This is a genomic window from Streptomyces sp. NPDC041129 (assembly GCF_055592265.1).
This window is the reverse complement of sequence record NZ_JBVIYV010000001.1, coordinates 1,501,816-1,516,394: the sequence shown is the minus strand read 5'-3', so window position 1 is coordinate 1,516,394 and position 14,579 is coordinate 1,501,816. Positions and strand designations below refer to the sequence as shown.

13 protein-coding genes, 1 tRNA gene and 2 pseudogenes are annotated in these 14,579 nt (G+C 70.4%); 9 read left to right on the top strand and 7 right to left on the bottom strand.

Annotated features, from left to right (window positions below):
* The first annotated feature begins 188 nt into the window (after positions 1–188).
* A complete protein-coding gene (locus tag ACZ6B1_RS06605; RefSeq protein WP_468776048.1) occupies positions 189–602 on the top strand; it encodes a hypothetical protein in 414 nt (137 codons plus the stop codon).
* A gap of 767 nt (positions 603–1,369) precedes the next feature.
* Here the strand turns inward: ACZ6B1_RS06605 and ACZ6B1_RS06600 are convergent.
* The 3 genes from ACZ6B1_RS06600 to ACZ6B1_RS06590 form a co-directional block, all read right to left on the bottom strand.
* Positions 1,370–1,822, bottom strand: coding sequence for a hypothetical protein (locus ACZ6B1_RS06600; protein ID WP_468775544.1), 453 nt, complete (start codon positions 1,820–1,822; stop codon positions 1,370–1,372).
* Positions 1,823–2,491: 669 nt separating this feature from the next.
* A complete protein-coding gene (locus tag ACZ6B1_RS06595; RefSeq protein WP_468775542.1) occupies positions 2,492–3,292 on the bottom strand; it encodes a hypothetical protein in 801 nt (266 codons plus the stop codon).
* A gap of 111 nt (positions 3,293–3,403) precedes the next feature.
* Positions 3,404–3,607, bottom strand: a complete 204-nt coding sequence (locus ACZ6B1_RS06590; RefSeq protein ID WP_468775540.1) for a hypothetical protein — start codon at positions 3,605–3,607, stop codon at positions 3,404–3,406.
* A gap of 38 nt (positions 3,608–3,645) precedes the next feature.
* Here ACZ6B1_RS06590 and ACZ6B1_RS06585 point away from each other — a divergent pair, with 38 nt between their 5' ends.
* The 3 genes and pseudogenes from ACZ6B1_RS06585 to ACZ6B1_RS06575 form a co-directional block, all read left to right on the top strand.
* The gene (locus tag ACZ6B1_RS06585; protein ID WP_468775538.1) at positions 3,646–3,870 is read left to right on the top strand and encodes a hypothetical protein; all 225 of its coding nucleotides are present in this window, start codon (positions 3,646–3,648) and stop codon (positions 3,868–3,870) included.
* A gap of 73 nt (positions 3,871–3,943) precedes the next feature.
* Positions 3,944–4,420, top strand: a pseudogene (locus ACZ6B1_RS06580) (transposase family protein).
* Positions 4,421–4,684: 264 nt separating this feature from the next.
* Positions 4,685–4,948: pseudogene (locus ACZ6B1_RS06575) on the top strand (tyrosine-type recombinase/integrase); the annotation flags it as partial.
* A gap of 91 nt (positions 4,949–5,039) precedes the next feature.
* Here the strand turns inward: ACZ6B1_RS06575 and ACZ6B1_RS06570 are convergent.
* Positions 5,040–5,115 (bottom strand) — tRNA-Arg (locus ACZ6B1_RS06570).
* 272 nt (positions 5,116–5,387) lie between these two features.
* Here ACZ6B1_RS06570 and ACZ6B1_RS06565 point away from each other — a divergent pair.
* From ACZ6B1_RS06565 to ACZ6B1_RS06550, 4 genes are all read left to right on the top strand, one after another.
* Positions 5,388–6,995 carry a dynamin family protein gene (locus ACZ6B1_RS06565; protein ID WP_468775536.1) on the top strand — a complete coding sequence of 536 codons (1,608 nt, stop codon included), beginning with the start codon at positions 5,388–5,390 and terminating at the stop codon, positions 6,993–6,995.
* 57 nt (positions 6,996–7,052) lie between these two features.
* Positions 7,053–9,290 (top strand): YfjP family GTPase, encoded by a 2,238-nt coding sequence (locus ACZ6B1_RS06560; protein WP_468775534.1) that lies wholly within the window; start codon positions 7,053–7,055, stop codon positions 9,288–9,290.
* Between the two features lie 409 nt (positions 9,291–9,699).
* A complete protein-coding gene (locus tag ACZ6B1_RS06555; RefSeq protein WP_468775532.1) occupies positions 9,700–10,170 on the top strand; it encodes a single-stranded DNA-binding protein in 471 nt (156 codons plus the stop codon).
* A gap of 330 nt (positions 10,171–10,500) precedes the next feature.
* A complete protein-coding gene (locus ACZ6B1_RS06550) occupies positions 10,501–11,868 on the top strand; it encodes a Cys-Gln thioester bond-forming surface protein (protein ID WP_468775530.1) in 1,368 nt (455 codons plus the stop codon).
* Between the two features lie 62 nt (positions 11,869–11,930).
* On the opposite strand, the gene ACZ6B1_RS06545 is transcribed toward ACZ6B1_RS06550, so the two are convergent.
* Positions 11,931–12,368: a DUF7144 family membrane protein gene (locus ACZ6B1_RS06545; protein ID WP_468775528.1), complete on the bottom strand. Its 438-nt coding sequence runs from the start codon at positions 12,366–12,368 to the stop codon at positions 11,931–11,933.
* A gap of 273 nt (positions 12,369–12,641) precedes the next feature.
* Between ACZ6B1_RS06545 and ACZ6B1_RS06540 the strand changes: the two genes are divergently transcribed.
* Positions 12,642–13,448, top strand: a complete 807-nt coding sequence (locus ACZ6B1_RS06540) for a YhjD/YihY/BrkB family envelope integrity protein (RefSeq protein ID WP_468775526.1) — start codon at positions 12,642–12,644, stop codon at positions 13,446–13,448.
* Positions 13,449–13,569: 121 nt separating this feature from the next.
* On the opposite strand, the gene ACZ6B1_RS06535 is transcribed toward ACZ6B1_RS06540, so the two are convergent.
* Both ACZ6B1_RS06535 and ACZ6B1_RS06530 read right to left on the bottom strand, forming a co-directional pair.
* Positions 13,570–13,854, bottom strand: a complete 285-nt coding sequence (locus ACZ6B1_RS06535) for a hypothetical protein (protein WP_468775524.1) — start codon at positions 13,852–13,854, stop codon at positions 13,570–13,572.
* Positions 13,855–14,115: 261 nt separating this feature from the next.
* The gene (locus ACZ6B1_RS06530; protein ID WP_468775522.1) at positions 14,116–14,316 is read right to left on the bottom strand and encodes a hypothetical protein; all 201 of its coding nucleotides are present in this window, start codon (positions 14,314–14,316) and stop codon (positions 14,116–14,118) included.
* Between the last annotated feature and the right edge of the window lie 263 nt (positions 14,317–14,579).

Sequence of the window (14,579 nt, the reverse complement as noted above, 5' to 3'; positions counted from 1 at the left end):
GACCGCGCCCCAAGCCGGGCGCGCGCGGTTCTGAGCGCGCGCTGTCTGTCCTAGTACGGAGAACTCCGACACACTTCTGGGCCATGGGGGATGGCGCGCTATGGGTCGCGATCTTGACTGCTGTCACGGCGATAGCCGCCAGCTGGGTGACCAGCAGAGGTAACGCCCAAGCTGCACGCGTGCAGGCTATGGCCGCAGCAGAGGCTCACCATGCAGCGGCGCGGCGCGAAGCCATGCGTACGGCTCACCTTGCGTTCAACGAGCAGATCAATCACATGGGGGCCCTGTATCGAAGGACGCCCGCATTCTTGGGGATTGATGACCCTTCCGACCGATCAGCCGCTCTCGATCGGCATCTGGAGGAGTTACGGACAGCCTACGGCGAGTTTCACAGGCACCTGAACGTCGTCACGCTTGATGGCAGCCTCTCTTCACGGCCGGCTGCCGATGCTGTGCATGCCGCATCCACCCATGTCTACAAGACGTTGGTGGACATAGCGGCAGGTTCACGACCGGCCGAGGACTTCGCATCAGCCGTGACGGCGTACTGGCACACGGCGACGGATTTCCTGCATTCTGCGCGGCAGACCGACGATCAGTAACGAACTCAGGGAGCGGCCTACAGCTGCGTCCCGTCGACATGCCAGCCAGGCACGGCCTGGATGCAGTAGCCGGTCTACTGATCACTGGTCTCGCTCACCAGCGAGGCAGAGGAAGCCCACGGCTCTGAGCTGCTCAGGTGCCGTGGGCTTCTGTCGTTGTTGGTCAGCGCCGGGTGACCTCGGACGGCCCGGGGACGGCCCGGGCTCCTCCATCGCCTGCCGCTGGCCTGGAAAGGTGACCTCTTCGTCCCGAAGCGACTTGGGTGGGGGCTGTGCCTTATTCGCCACGGCCACCCGCGACAACCCGGTGACAGCCGGACAGCCCCGGAGTCCGCCCTTGATCGTCGAGAGGGGGCCCGGGGCTTCGTCGTGTCGGCTGGCACTCGCTCTGACCAGCAAAAAGCCCTCCCGTTCGGGAGGGCGAGGGGTGGCGCCCCCGGCAGGACTCGAACCTGCGGCCAAGCGCTTAGAAGATGCGGGCACACCCCAGCTTGCCAGCCCAGCGGGGCTGCAGTGATTCCGTGACAGGCCGCTGGGTGTTGTCGTCCTCTGCACTCGCTGCCGTCACTGCCGTCCGGCCCTCGATACGTGACCGCTGCTTTACAAGTTCGATCCGAGTCCGCTCCAGCAGCTGCCATCCACTGGTGCGATGGCCGGACAGAGACGCTGGCGTACGCCTCCGTCCGGCGTCGTTGATGTCAGCCTTGGATGTCAGAGGACTTCTGATCCGGAGCTCTCCGACCGGTGCAACGGGCGCCGGCTGCCGGTCAGGACTCGCGTCTGTTCGCCTCGCAGCGCTTGAAGAGGTAGTAGCCCACTGTTTCGCCCTTGATCGCGACGTTCTGACCGGATGACATGAACTTGTCGCGGCTCTGCTGGCCCTGCTCTACGAAGACGAAGGAGCCGTTCGCCAGCTCCCACCCCTCTCGACACACGGCGTTGAGGACGACTACAGCATCCGCCGTTTGCTGTGTGGTCGCGCTACCAACCATGGCAACGATGATCGCTTGCTGGCTCATAACGTCGATTGAGCACTGATATACGAGGTCCCCCCGCTCAAAGCACTGGCGTGCTTGACCCACGGGCGTGGCCAGGAACGCCTGTCTCTCGCGTTCGAGTCGCTCGGCCCGCTGCTTCTCTTCCGCCTCCTGCCGCTTGCGCTCCTTCTCTGTGGCTGCCTGGGCCTGTTGCTCTGGGCTCTTCTTCGAGATGAATGCCATGCCGCTCCCCCTCCACGTGTGACGGGCGTCACGCTATCTGGCAGAGGTGCTCGTTGGGGGACAGTTGCGACAGCCGGACGGCAACGCGCGTTGAGCCTTGAGTAGCCATAGGGGCCCGCTGGGCCAATGCCCCCAACAGGCTTTCCAAGTCTGTTGGTGGCTTGCTGGGCGGAGTACAAGGTCGTTCACCTGCGTTCATGGGCGGGTGAGTGCCGGGACGACCCCTGGGGACAGTCCTGCTTCCTCGGCCCGCACCCCCGCGCCGGGCCAGATCGAGGAAGACCTGGCCCCGCGGGCGCACGGTTCGTGATTCTCTCGGCGCCCGCCCGCACCGAGACGATTGGGAGCCGATGACGGTGAGGAGGGCGGCCAGGAACACCCCGTCGATGGGCTTGCCGAGTCAGGCGGCGGTATCGCACTGCCGTGGCTGCGCGCATGGCACAAGCTCGGCCGACCCGGACGACCGCCGATCGACTGGGTCGCGTACACGCCAGAGCGTGTGCTCGCCAGGTGCAAGCGCTGCTGAACATCGCGAAAGCCCAAAAGCCCGGATACGCCGACCTCATGATCGCGACCGACGACGACAAGCTGCCAGTGGCGGCCGAGACTGATCTCGGCGGCGGGTTCCCCGCTCCCCTGTCCCTGGTCCTGGAAGCGGGTCCCGGGTTCCTACTGGACGTCGACGAAGTCGCTGGCAGACGTCGCGGCGTCGGTGGCCGTGGTACCGGCGTAGGAGAAGCGGTAGTACCCGTCGCTCGTCGCGGTCGTGGTGGCCGTCACCGCTCCGCCGGAGCCGCTGGTGACGGTCTTGAGGGTCGTGTACGTGCTGGTGCCCGACTTGCGGTACTGGAGCTTCACCGACACGTTACTCAGGCCCGCGTACGCATGGGTCTCCCAGTTGGCGCGGGTGAGCGTGCCCTTTACCGTGATGGTCCGGCCATGGACCACCGGCTCGGGCGAGGCGTTCGCGGTCAGCGTGGTGTTGCGCTTGATGTGCACGGAGCCGGCGTATCCGTCGCTAGTGGAACCGCTCGGGAGGCCGTACGCGATGGCGTACGCGTGCCAGGTGCCGGCATAGGCGTTCTTGGTCATGTCTGCCTTCGGGTCCACGGTGAAGTGGACCGTGCACGTCGAAGTCTGGGCACTGGTCGCCACGCAGGAGCCCGATCCCTGCTCGGCGGGCACCAGAACGCCGTCCCTGCCCTGGTCGTCGAAGGAGGTGCCGTGCCACAGGGCGACCCAGCCGCCGGTGACGCCGTCCGGGTCGGCCGCGGCCACCGTGGCGGTGAACGACTGCTTGGCGGAGGTACCGAGAACGATGTCCTTGCCGCCGTTGACGACGACCTTCGTGATCGTCGTGTCGTCACTGTCCATCGGTCCCGCGTGCGCCTGCGCGGCGGCGGGAAACACCAGAGCCGAAGCGAGAACCAGGGCGCCGGACAGAGCGGCGACCGAAGCGCGTATGCGCATATGCATCCCCACGTTGAGAAGAAGGGCCCCCGCGGGACATCTCCCGACAAGAGCCCATGGGCGCACGCATCGTACAGATCCTTTCGAGCCACGACGAGATGCGGGGATCCCTCAGTCCCTCCCCGGAGACTCGCGCGCGAGCTCCCAGCCGCCGGAGTAGGGGCTGCACCACGCCCAGACGGTCACGCCGTGGCGGTCGGCCAGAGCCTGGCAGAAGTCCTTGACGGCGGCGGCGCGGGTGGGGGCCAGCTTGGCGTACTCCAGGAGCGCGGACGGCTTGCCCTTGGGGACGGCTCGGACGGCTTCCCAGTCCACGCCGGGCAACTCGCGCAGCGCGCCTGCGCGGTGATGTATTGCTCGCCGTCGGTCTCGGCGGCGAGCTTGTCGAGGTCAGTGAGCTTCTTCGACGCAGCCTGGAGATCCGGCCGTCCGACTGGAAGTACGTCGAAGCCGCCGGGTGGATCGAGGCGGCCGGCAGCTACGAGCAGTCCCCGGACCTCGCCGAGCTTGAACAGGGCGACGGTGACGGTGCGGTACCGGCCCACGGAGGTCGCCGCCGATCGGGTGATGGGCCGTGAAGCGCAACAAGCGAGGCCCCCGGGCTGTTGATCGAGATGTCTGACGTCTCAATCTCGTTGCTCGGGGGCCTCGTTGGTCATCCATCCTGCCGCACTCGACCTGCCGCATGCACTCGTGGAGTGGGTCACCATGCTGATCGTCACCGTGAGGGCGACCGGCGCTGCACGCTCCGGCCGTCCCAGCGCGCGATGGTGGCACTGGTGTACCTGCGCGAACACATCACTCTGGCGAAGATCGCCACCGGGCCTGACCGCCGCACGCACCCACCGGATCATCCGAATCTGCGAACGCCAGCGCGTTCCGATCGTGGCCGATCTCGCCTACCAGGGCGCCGGCCCGTGGCTGACCACCGGCATTAAGCGCAGGCCCCTCCAGGAACTCACGCCCACCGACAGGACCCGTAACCGTGCCCTGGCAGCGGCACGAGCACCCGTCGAACGCGGCGTCGCCCGCCTGAAGTCCTGGCGGATCTTCCGCAGATCCCGCTGCAGCCCCAACCGCATGACGTCAATCGCCAAGGCGGTCCTCACACTGGAGCTGCAACGCTGAAGAAGCTCACTGAGCGCCCTATTTGGATGGTGCCCTGTGGCCCGCACTCACCCACTCCACCACCCCAGCTCCCATCCCGTACGCCGTCGACCCACACACCGTGAAGCGGGCGTGGTTCCTGGCGTCCAGGTGGAGCGCGCCACTGTACGAACGACCTGGACGCCAGGGGCCGCGTCTGCTCGGCTTTGCCTGGGTCGATGGTGTGCGGGATGGGAGCCCTCAGCATCCGCCATGACGGACCCGCGGTCGGCGACGGCGCCCCCCAGGCGGGGGACTCCGATCGAGCCCCGGAACCTGAACCGGCACTTCTATCCGATCCGCGAGCGGCTGGGCCTGGAGGTGCGTTTCCACGACCTGCGACACACCTGCGTGACGCTGCTTCTCGGCCTCGGCATCCCGCCGCACATCGTCCGCGACATCGTCGGGCACAGCGCCCTGGACGTGACTATGAACATCTACGCACACGTCGACATGACCGAGAAGCGGTCAGCTCTTGACCAGCTCGGGAGCCTGCTCGCCGACGAGTGAGTGACGGACTCGTTGCCGTCAGCGTTGCCGTCAGAGACACGAAACGCCCTGGAGGGGAGATCCCCTCTGGGGCGTTTTGGCTGGTGAAGGCTGGCGCCCCCGGCAGGACTCGAACCTGCGGCCAAGCGCTTAGAAGGCGCCTGCTCTATCCACTGAGCTACGGGGGCCTGGTGGCGGGACAAGGATAAAGCTCCTTGCTCCCTGACCCTGTCGCTTCGCCTCCGTGGCTCGATGTGGAGGTTCGGTGAAGCGGTCCTGATAATCGCAGGCAGGTACGAATCGTGCACCGCTTTTGGCCTCCGACGCACCGGGTGTTGTGCACTCGTTATGCCTGGACTGTGCCCTCGTACCAGTCGCCCCTTACGTCCGATGTGTTCCATCGGCGCGCTGAGATGTCCATATGCTTCAGAATTCCCCTAAAATTGGGCATTCTTCACATGTGGTGACCTTGGACGTTCGGCCTCAGCTGCTCGACACACTCTCCGCTCTGCGCGACCGTGTCGCCGCCGCACGCTTTCCGCTGCCCCTGGCCGGGGCCCCACGCGCGCGTGCGAACCGTGACGAGCTGCTCGCGCAGCTCGACGACTATCTGGTGCCCCGACTAAGGGACCCCGGTGCCCCTCTGCTGGCCGTCGTCGGAGGGTCCACCGGGGCCGGCAAGTCGACCCTCGTGAACTCCGTCGTGGGGCGCCGGGTCAGCGCGGCGGGCGTGCTCCGGCCGACGACCCGGACACCGGTCCTGGTCTGCCATCCGGAGGACCATCACTGGTTCAGCGGCATGCGCGTGCTCCCCGACCTCACACGCGTGTGGGGGCCCCAGCCGGACGCGGGAGACGATCTGCTGCTCCCCGGCGAGGCCTCCGCGCGCGTACTGCGTGTCGAGACCGCCGAGAGCCTCCCGCGCGGACTCGCCCTGCTCGACGCCCCCGACATCGACTCGCTGCTCGCCGACAACCGTGTCCTGGCCGCCGAGCTGATCTGCGCCGCCGACATCTGGATCATGGTCACCACGGCCGCCCGCTACGCCGACGCCGTGCCCTGGCATCTGCTACGTACGGCCAAGGAGTACGACGTCACCCTGGTGACCGTTCTCGACCGTGTGCCGCACCAGGTGGTCTCGGAGGTCTCGCGGCAGTACGGCGCCCTGCTCACCAAGGCCGGGCTCGGCGACGTGCCGCGTTTCACCGTGCCCGAGCTGCCCGAGTCGGCCTGGGGCGCCGGCCTGCTGCCCAGCACCGCCGTGGCGGCCCTGCGGACCTGGCTCGTGCACCACGCGCAGGACGCCGCGGCCCGCGAGCACGTCATGGCCCGTACGGCGCACGGTCTGCTCGACTCGCTCAAGTCGCGCATGCCCGAGCTGGCCGCCGGCGTCGCCGCTCAGTACGCCGCCGCGCTCCGGCTGACCTCCGCCGTCGAAAGCGCCTACGACGGCGAGCACGCGCGCCTGCGAGGCCGGCTGCAGTCCGGGGCCGTACTCGCCGGGGACGCGCTCAAGCGCTGGCGTGCCTTCCCCCTGGACTGCACCGCCGGCGAGTTGCTGGACGCCCTCGTGGAGAGCCTGGGCGCGCTGCTGCTGTGTGCCGTCACGGCCGCCGACGAGCGCGTCGACGAGGCCTGGCGGCGCGAGCCCGGCGCGGACGCTCCCGGGCTCGCCGACCGCCACCCCTCCCCGGAGAAGGCCGAGCACCGCATCGGGCTCGCGGCCCGTCGCTGGCGGCGCGAGCTGGAGGAGTACGCCGAGGACGAGGTACGGGACATCGAGCGCAGCACCGCTCCCGACTCCGAGAGCGTCGCCGCACTCGTCGCCACGGCGCTGCTGGGCGGGAGCCGGGCCCGTACCGCGGGTGAGCGGCTGGCCGAGCGGGTCGGGGCCCATGGCGCGCTGCGGCTGCGCGACCGGGCCGAGCGGCTGCTCAACGACACCGTCGACCGTGTCGTGCACACCGAACGCGAGCGGCGCCTCGCCCCGCTCGACGCCCTGGACCTTCGTGCCGAGCCCCAGGCGGAGCTTATCGCCGCGCTGTCCGTACTGCAGAAGGAGAGGTGAACGGTGACAGCCGTCACTGACCATGATCACACGGACCACAGGGACCACACCGATCACATGACTCACATGGACCGCATGGACCGCATGACGCACGTGGGCCCCTCGGACCACGCCGGTCCTGCTGCTGCCGGTACGGACGGCCGAGCCGGGGAAGAGGGCGACACGGTCAACGGCCGGACGCCGGCCGCAGGCCGCTCCGCGCACGTCACTCCTGGCACGGTGCGCGGCGCGGAAGCCGATCACGAGGCCGGGGCAGGCCCAAGGGCCGAAGTCGCCGAAGCCGAGGAACAGCGGGAGGAGCGGGGCCCGGAGCCGGACGGCCGGCCGCACGCGCGCGTGCCCGGGAAGCGCTCCGACCGCGAGGAAGGCGCTCCCGCCGCCCCTGAAGGCGGCGACCAGGCCCCTGCGGGACAGCGGGAGACCGACCCACACGCGCGCGCGGCCGAGGCCCAGAAGGACCGGCGGGACGCCGGCGAGCCGCACGGGCGCGCGAACGCCTCCGGCAGCGTGACCGGCACCGGGACCGAGGGTGGCCGGCACCACCTCGCGGAGGACGACGGGAAGGCCGGAGCCGAGGCGGACGCCGACGCGGCCGACGCCTGGGACGACGGGCTCATCGCCCGCCGCGTGACGGACGGCGGCGAGCGTGTCTCCGTCCTCGACAAGCCCGTCCGCGCCCCGGGTACCCACACCCCGGCGCCGCTGGCGTACGACGGCCCCCTGCGCTCCCGGCTCGACGCACTGCGCGAACTCGTCGGCCTGTCCCGCGCCCGCCTGGACACCCGCACCCTCACCGAGGCGGGCCGGGTCCTGGACGAGGCGGCCGCTCGCCGCAAGCTCTCCGGCGGGCACACCGTCGTCGCCATCGCCGGCGCCACCGGCAGCGGAAAGTCGCAGCTGTTCAACTCCCTGGCCGGAGTGGCCATCTCGGAGACGGGGGTGCGGCGCCCGACCACCGCGGCGCCCATCGCGTGCAGTTGGAGCGACGGCGCGGCCGGTCTCATCGACCGGCTCGGGATCCCGGGCCGGCTGCGCCGGCGCCCCCTGCAGAGCGCGGAGGCCGAGGGGCAGCTGCGCGGACTGGTCCTCATCGACCTGCCCGACCACGACTCCGCGGCCGTGGAGCACCGTGAGCAGGTCGACCGGATCCTGAAGCTGGTCGACGCGGTCATCTGGGTGGTCGACCCCGAGAAGTACGGCGACGCCATGCTCCATGAGCGCTATCTGCGGCCCATGGCCGGCCACGCGGAGGTCATGTTCGTCGTGCTCAACCAGGTCGACCGGCTGCCCGGGGAGGCCGCCGACCAGGTACTGGACGATCTGCGCAGGCTGCTCGACGAGGACGGTGTGGCGCTCGGCGAGTTCGGGGAGCCGGGCGCCACGGTGCTCGCGCTGTCCGCGCTCACCGGCGACGGTGTCGGCGAACTGCGGGAGGCCCTGGGGCACTTCGTGATGGAGCGGGGTGCGGCGGCCCGTCGGGTGGCGGCCGACCTGGACGCGGCCGCCGCCCAGCTGCGGCCCGTGTACGCCACCGGCCGGCGCGTCGGCCTCAGCGAGGAGGCACGCGAGGAGTTCGCCGCCCGGCTCGCCGACGCGGTGGGCGCCACCGCGGCCGGCGAGGCCGCCGAACGTGCCTGGCTGCGCAACGCCAACCGGGCCTGTGGCACGCCCTGGCTGCGGCTGTGGCGCTGGTACCAGAGCCGCGGCGGTCCCAGCACGGGCCGGATGGCGGTACGCCACCAGGCCGACGAGGAGGCCACGGCCCGCCAGCGCGTCGAGCAGGCGGTCCGTACGGTGGCCGACCGGGCCTCGGCCGGCCTGCCCGCGCCGTGGGCGCAGGCGGTGCGGGAGGCGGCCGTACGCGGCTCGCACGGACTGCCGGAGGCGCTGGACGACCTGGCGGCCCGTGCCGGACTGCCACCGGGACGGCCGCCCCGGCCGGGCTGGTGGCCGGTGGCCGTGCTGGTCCAGGCGGCCATGACCCTGCTGCAGGTCGTGGGCGGCCTGTGGCTGGTGGGGCAGATCGCCGGAGTCATGGCACCCAACCTGGGGGTGCCGGTGCTGCTGATGGTGTGCGGGATCGTCGGCGGGCCGTTCGTGGAGTGGGGCTGCCGGATGGCGGCCCGGGGGCCCGCCCGCCGGTACGGCCAGGACGCGGAGCGGCGGCTGCGGGAGGCGTCCGCGAGCTGCGGCCGGGCCCGGGTGCTCGACCCGGTGGCGGCGGAGCTGCTGCGGTACCGGGAGGTGCGGGAGCAGTACGGCCGGGTGGTGCGGACGGGAGTGGGGGTGGGGTGAGACCAAGGCGGTGAGGGGAGGGGAGGGGAGGGCCAAGGAGCCGGGGAGCGACGGGGCGGGGGCTAAGGAGCCGGGGGTTCCCTCGTTCACCGGCCGTGGGACAGGTGGGCCGACGGTTCGTCAGACGGCCGTCGATGGTTCCCCGCCCGTCTCTCGGCCCGCCCCTGAGTACGTCCCTCAGTCCCTCCCTCAGCCCCGTCCCCAGTCCATCCCTCAGCCCCTCCCTCACCCGCGCGGGTGAGGGAGTTTTCCACAGCCCGGTGGTGGTCCACAGCGCTCAGCGGGCCCGGCCCGGCGGAGGCAGTCTGTTCCCGCGGCGATCGTGCCGCAGGGCAGACAGCGCCGTACGGGACGGGCCCGTACGCATGTCCGCCCGGCCGTGAAGGGCCGGGCGAGGGAGGGGTTCACGATGAACGAGACCGTGGTGTGCGTGGTGGGCAACGTGGCGACGCCGCCGCTGTACCGGGAGACGGCGGCCGGACCTTCGGCCCGGTTCCGGCTTGCGGTGACCGCGCGCTACTGGGACCGGGAGAAGAGCGCCTGGACGGACGGGCACACCAACTTCTTCACCGTGTGGGCCAACCGCCAGCTCGCCGTCAACGTGGCGGCCTCGGTGGAGGTGGGACAGCCCGTCGTCGTCCAGGGCAGGCTGAAGGTGCGCACGGAACAGCGTGACGGGCAACAGGGCCGCACATCGGCCGACATCGACGCGGTGACCGTCGGCCACGACCTTGCGCGGGGCACCGCGCTCTTCCGCCGGGCGGTCCGGCAGGAGACGCCGGCGGCGGCCCGGCCGGAGCCGAACTGGGAGACGCCGGCGGCCGGGAGCCAGGAGGAGCCACCCGCTCAACCGGCCATGGCGGTAGCGGCGGTGACGTGACGTCAGCGGAGGCGGCGGCCCTGCGGTCAACCGCGAAGGGACTGTCGCGCCTTGTCGACGGGCGGCCACCGAGCGTGCTGAACAGGCCGTTGACCACGAGGTATTTGTCGACAGACCCGACCGGCGTGCCGTGCCGGCGATAACGATTCCGGATCGGATCGCCCCATGTGACGATCCGACCGGCAAGCGCGGTCCCTGTGATCCATAGGATGCCGGGCATGCCCCTCGGGGCAGCCGATTCTGCTGGTGGGACCGTCCCCCACATCCAACGGGTCCTGCTCGAAGGGGAATTCTGTGCTTGCTGCGTTCACTGGGTTCACTCGGTTCCGCGTGGCCCGCCTCGCGGCCGTGACGCTCGCGTCCGGCCTCGCGGCGACCACCGCGCTGCTCGGCGCGGGTACGGCCGCGGCCGACGAGACACCGCAGACCCAGGGCGGCGCGACGGCGACGATAGGCGGCCTGAAGACGTACGGCCAGGCCGTGATCCACGAGGACGGCGGAGACCAGCAGGTGTCCGCGGGCCTGTTCGAGATGTCCGTGGACGGCGGCGGAACGCTGCAGACGTACTGCGTCGACATCCACAATCCCACCCAGCGCGACGCCCACTACCAGGAGACCCCCTGGAGCGGGACCTCGCTGGGCGCCAACAAGGACGCTGGCAAGATCCGCTGGATTCTGCAGAACTCCTACCCCCAGGTGAACGACCTCGCCACGCTCGCCCGGCAGGCGGGGGTGAACGGTCTGAGCGAGCAGGACGCGGCAGCCGGCACGCAGGTGGCCATCTGGCGCTACTCGGACGGGGCGAAGGTCGACGCCGTGGACCCGCAGGCCGAGAAGCTCGCGGACTACCTGGAGAGGAGCGCCCGCGACAGCACCGAGCCGCAGGCCTCGCTGACCCTGGACCCGACCGCGGTCTCCGGCCGCCCGGGTGACCTGCTCGGCCCGGTGACCGTGCACACCAACGCGCGCAGCGTGACGGTCGGCGCGCCGGAGGGCGCGGGCGTCGGCGGAGTGCGGATCATCGACAGGACCGGCAGGGTGATCACCTCCGCGAAGGACGGCAGTCAGCTGTTCTTCGACGTTCCCGAGGGCGCTGCGGACGGTTCCGCACAGCTGACCGTCCAGGCCTCCACCACCGTCCCGGTGGGCCGCGCCTTCGCCTCCGAGAGCCGCAGCCAGACCCAGATCCTGGCCGGCTCCAGCGAGTCCACGGTCTCCGCGACCGCGGGCGCCACCTGGGCGGACAAGGGTGCCATGGCGGTGTCGGCCCGGAAGAACTGCGCCAAGAGCGGCGTCGACATCACCGCGGCCAACAAGGGCGACCAGCCCTTCACATTCGAGCTGATGGGTGCCGAGCACACCATCCCGGCGGGGACCTCCCGCACGGTGACGGTCCCGCTCCAGGAAGACCAGTCCTACGACTTCACGATCACCGGCCCGAACGGCTTCAGTCACCGGTTCACCGGGGTCCTCGACTGCAAGACCCAGGGCACGGTCACCACGGAGTCCACCCAGACCCTCAGTGAGCCCAGCCCCGCGACGGTCGGCGGCAACAGCACGGCCCCCGACACCGACCTCGCGGCCACGGGCAGCTCCGCGATCACCCCGGCGATCGCCGGGGTGGCCATCGGACTCGTGGTGATCGGCGGCGCCGTGCTGGTGGTGCTGCGCAGGAAGGAAGCGGCGGCGGGCGAGTGAGGTCCGGCCGCGCCGGTACCTCCTGATCCCGCCGGCCGGGCGGGATCAGGTGACGCTGCCGGTCAGCCGACGCGCGGCGCGTCCTGGCGCGGGCCGGTCTCCCTGGGCTGGGCCACGCACATGGCCCAGATCGCGACGCCCGCGAAGGCGATCATCAGGGTGGACCAGAGCGGGGAGTAGGGCAGTGACAGGAAGTTGGCGAGGATGATCATTCCGGCGATGACGATGCCGGAGATCCGCGCCCACTTCGCGGTCTGGAACAGTCCCAGGCTGACCACCACGGCGACGGCGCCCAGGATGAGGGTGACCCAGCCCCAGCCGGTCAGGTCGAACTGGAAGACGTAGCCGCGCGTCGTGATGAACACGTCGTCCGCGGCGATCCCCATGATGCCGCGGAAGATGTCGATCACCCCGGTGATCATCAGCATGACGGCGGCGAAGAGCATCAACCCGCCGGCCCACTGCTGCTTGCGGGCCTGTGTGGTGTGTGTCGTGGTCATTTCTGAGCCTCGATCGAATACGTCCGGCGATTGCGTCCGGCGATGTGTGAGGGCGCTTCCCTTCGTTTTCCCCGGGCTTCGGACGACGTTTCGGATCCACAGTGCGCCTGCTCAGGACCGGCGGCATCACTCGGCCCGGGTGATTTCGCTCCGGCCGCCCGGCTCGACGCGCGCCACCACAGGGGGGTGCCTACGCTTGACCCGCAACCGCCGTGCACTCAGGGGGGACCCCGCATCCAGCGGATGGCGGACCGACCCCTGGGGCATCACCGCATGAACGACGGCAGAAAGACACCCCACCCGTCACAGCGCGCCCTCCGATGGCGCGCGGACCAGGCGTGGCAGGCCGCGTTCCGCCGTTTCGAGGCGAGCGGCCCGGGCCGGCTGTGGGTGCGGCTCTCGGCGGTCGACTTCTTCGGGCACTCCTTCCAGCTGGCCGCGCTCGCGCTCCTGTGCTTCTTCCCGTTCCTGATCATCCTCACGGCGGCGGCAGGGCAGGACACGGCCACGGTCGTCGCCGGCTGGCTGGGGCTCAACGAGCAGGCGGCTCAGGCCGTGGCCACGCTGTTCGCGCCCACCACGACCTCGTACACCCTGACCGGGACGAGCGCCGTGCTGCTCCTGCTCGGGGTCCTGGCCGTGGCCGGCACCCTCCAGAGCTGGTACCGGATGCTGTTCGACGTCCCCGAGGGCGCGAAGTGGAAGACCGCGGCCCGGCTCACCTGGCTCGCCGGGCTGTTCGCCTACGCCGCCGCGCAGGCCGCCTTCGGCAGGGTGCTCCACGGCTGGCTCCTGACCGGCCTGACCGGCTTCCTCTGGGCGGTCGTCTTCTGGTGGGGAAGCATGTACGTGCTGCTCGCCGCGAGGGTGCCCTGGCGCGCCCTCCTCCCGCCGGCCCTGGTCACCAGCGTGTGCTGGACCGGCCTCGGCGTCTTCTCCGCCCACTACTTCTCCGCGGCGATCGTGGCGAACGAGCAGAAGTACGGCCCCATAGGCGTCGTGATGGTCATCCTGTCCTGGCTGGTGGCGGTCGGCGTAGTGATCCACCTGGGCGCGATCGTCGGCCGAGCACTCCAGTGACTCCCGAGGTCACGGAACCGCGGGCAGAGCCGAAGACGGCTCTGCCCGGAGTCCGGTGAATGACCAGGTCAGCGGTCAGCGGCGGGCGAATACCGGGGATCCAGCCCGCCTGCGCAGGCCGTCATCCAGCGGCCACGACCTGGCCGGCCGTGACCTGAGGAGGGTTGGGCAGCAGCGACGCGAGGTGGTCGCGCACGAAGTCCGCCGCCCGCCTGACCGACTCGTCGGCTCCGGCCTGGTCTTCGTAGACGCTGGTGGAGAGCATCACTCCATTCCCGGCGTCGACCCAGTAGTAGGCCACGAAGCCGGGGACCTGGCGGAGGAGGGGGATGAATCCCTCGTCCACCCGACGGCCCGCCTCGGCGGGATCCGTAACCCCTTCGTACCGCCGAACCACTGCGTACATAGCTGATCTCCTCGTGACTCCCGGGGACGCCTTGCCCGAAGCGACATACCCCTCAGTGCGCGTCTCCCGCTCGTGCCACATCCGCAAGGCACTCGGATAGGCGAGAGCCCGGTCAGCCACCGGAGCGCCGGACCGGGGCGTCGGACGGACCCGCCCTGGTGCCGGGAGCTCCGCAGCAGCCCGGAGCGGTGATCGACGAGGCCTTCGTAGGCCCCCGCCCCGGTGATCGGTTGCGGCTGCGCCCGGCGGTACTACTCACGTTCACCAGGAGTGAGATCGCGTTCGTTCTCGTCCGAGGAGCCTCCGGATCAGCAGAAACACACCGATGGCGATCAGGGCCATCCCGAGGAGGATCAGGATCGCCCCGAGAGTGATCAGAAAAGTACCGATCAAGATCAGGAGCGCTCCGATGAGGACCAGGAGCGTCCCGATGATGAAGAGAAAGATCGCGAGGACGGTCACGCCTGTCCTCCTGTTCTCCCTCCCGCCGTTGCTTCCTGCCGGCCCCCCTGCAAGCAGTGTGCTCCACACCGCCGCGTCTCGCGGCAGCCGACTCAAGCCTCTTGAACGGGCACGGGCGGCTGCCGATGCTTCCCCTGCCCGCCGCGCACGCGCTCGCGCCGGGCCCCCTGGGCCGTGCGAGGGTGCCCGCGGCCGACCCACGAGGACCGGCAGCGACAGACGGGCCGCGGCCCGCGGCAATGAAACCGCAGGTCAGAGCGCCC

Coding starts and splice junctions, on each gene's coding strand:
- ACZ6B1_RS06605 (WP_468776048.1), top strand. CDS start 189: ATGGCCGCAGCAGAGGCTCACCATGCAGCGGCGCGGCGCGAAGCCATG.
- ACZ6B1_RS06600 (WP_468775544.1), bottom strand. CDS start 1,822: ATGGCATTCATCTCGAAGAAGAGCCCAGAGCAACAGGCCCAGGCAGCC.
- ACZ6B1_RS06595 (WP_468775542.1), bottom strand. CDS start 3,292: ATGCGCATACGCGCTTCGGTCGCCGCTCTGTCCGGCGCCCTGGTTCTC.
- ACZ6B1_RS06560 (WP_468775534.1), top strand. CDS start 7,053: ATGACTCACATGGACCGCATGGACCGCATGACGCACGTGGGCCCCTCG.
- ACZ6B1_RS06555 (WP_468775532.1), top strand. CDS start 9,700: ATGAACGAGACCGTGGTGTGCGTGGTGGGCAACGTGGCGACGCCGCCG.
- ACZ6B1_RS06545 (WP_468775528.1), bottom strand. CDS start 12,368: ATGACCACGACACACACCACACAGGCCCGCAAGCAGCAGTGGGCCGGC.
- ACZ6B1_RS06540 (WP_468775526.1), top strand. CDS start 12,642: ATGAACGACGGCAGAAAGACACCCCACCCGTCACAGCGCGCCCTCCGA.
- ACZ6B1_RS06535 (WP_468775524.1), bottom strand. CDS start 13,854: ATGTACGCAGTGGTTCGGCGGTACGAAGGGGTTACGGATCCCGCCGAG.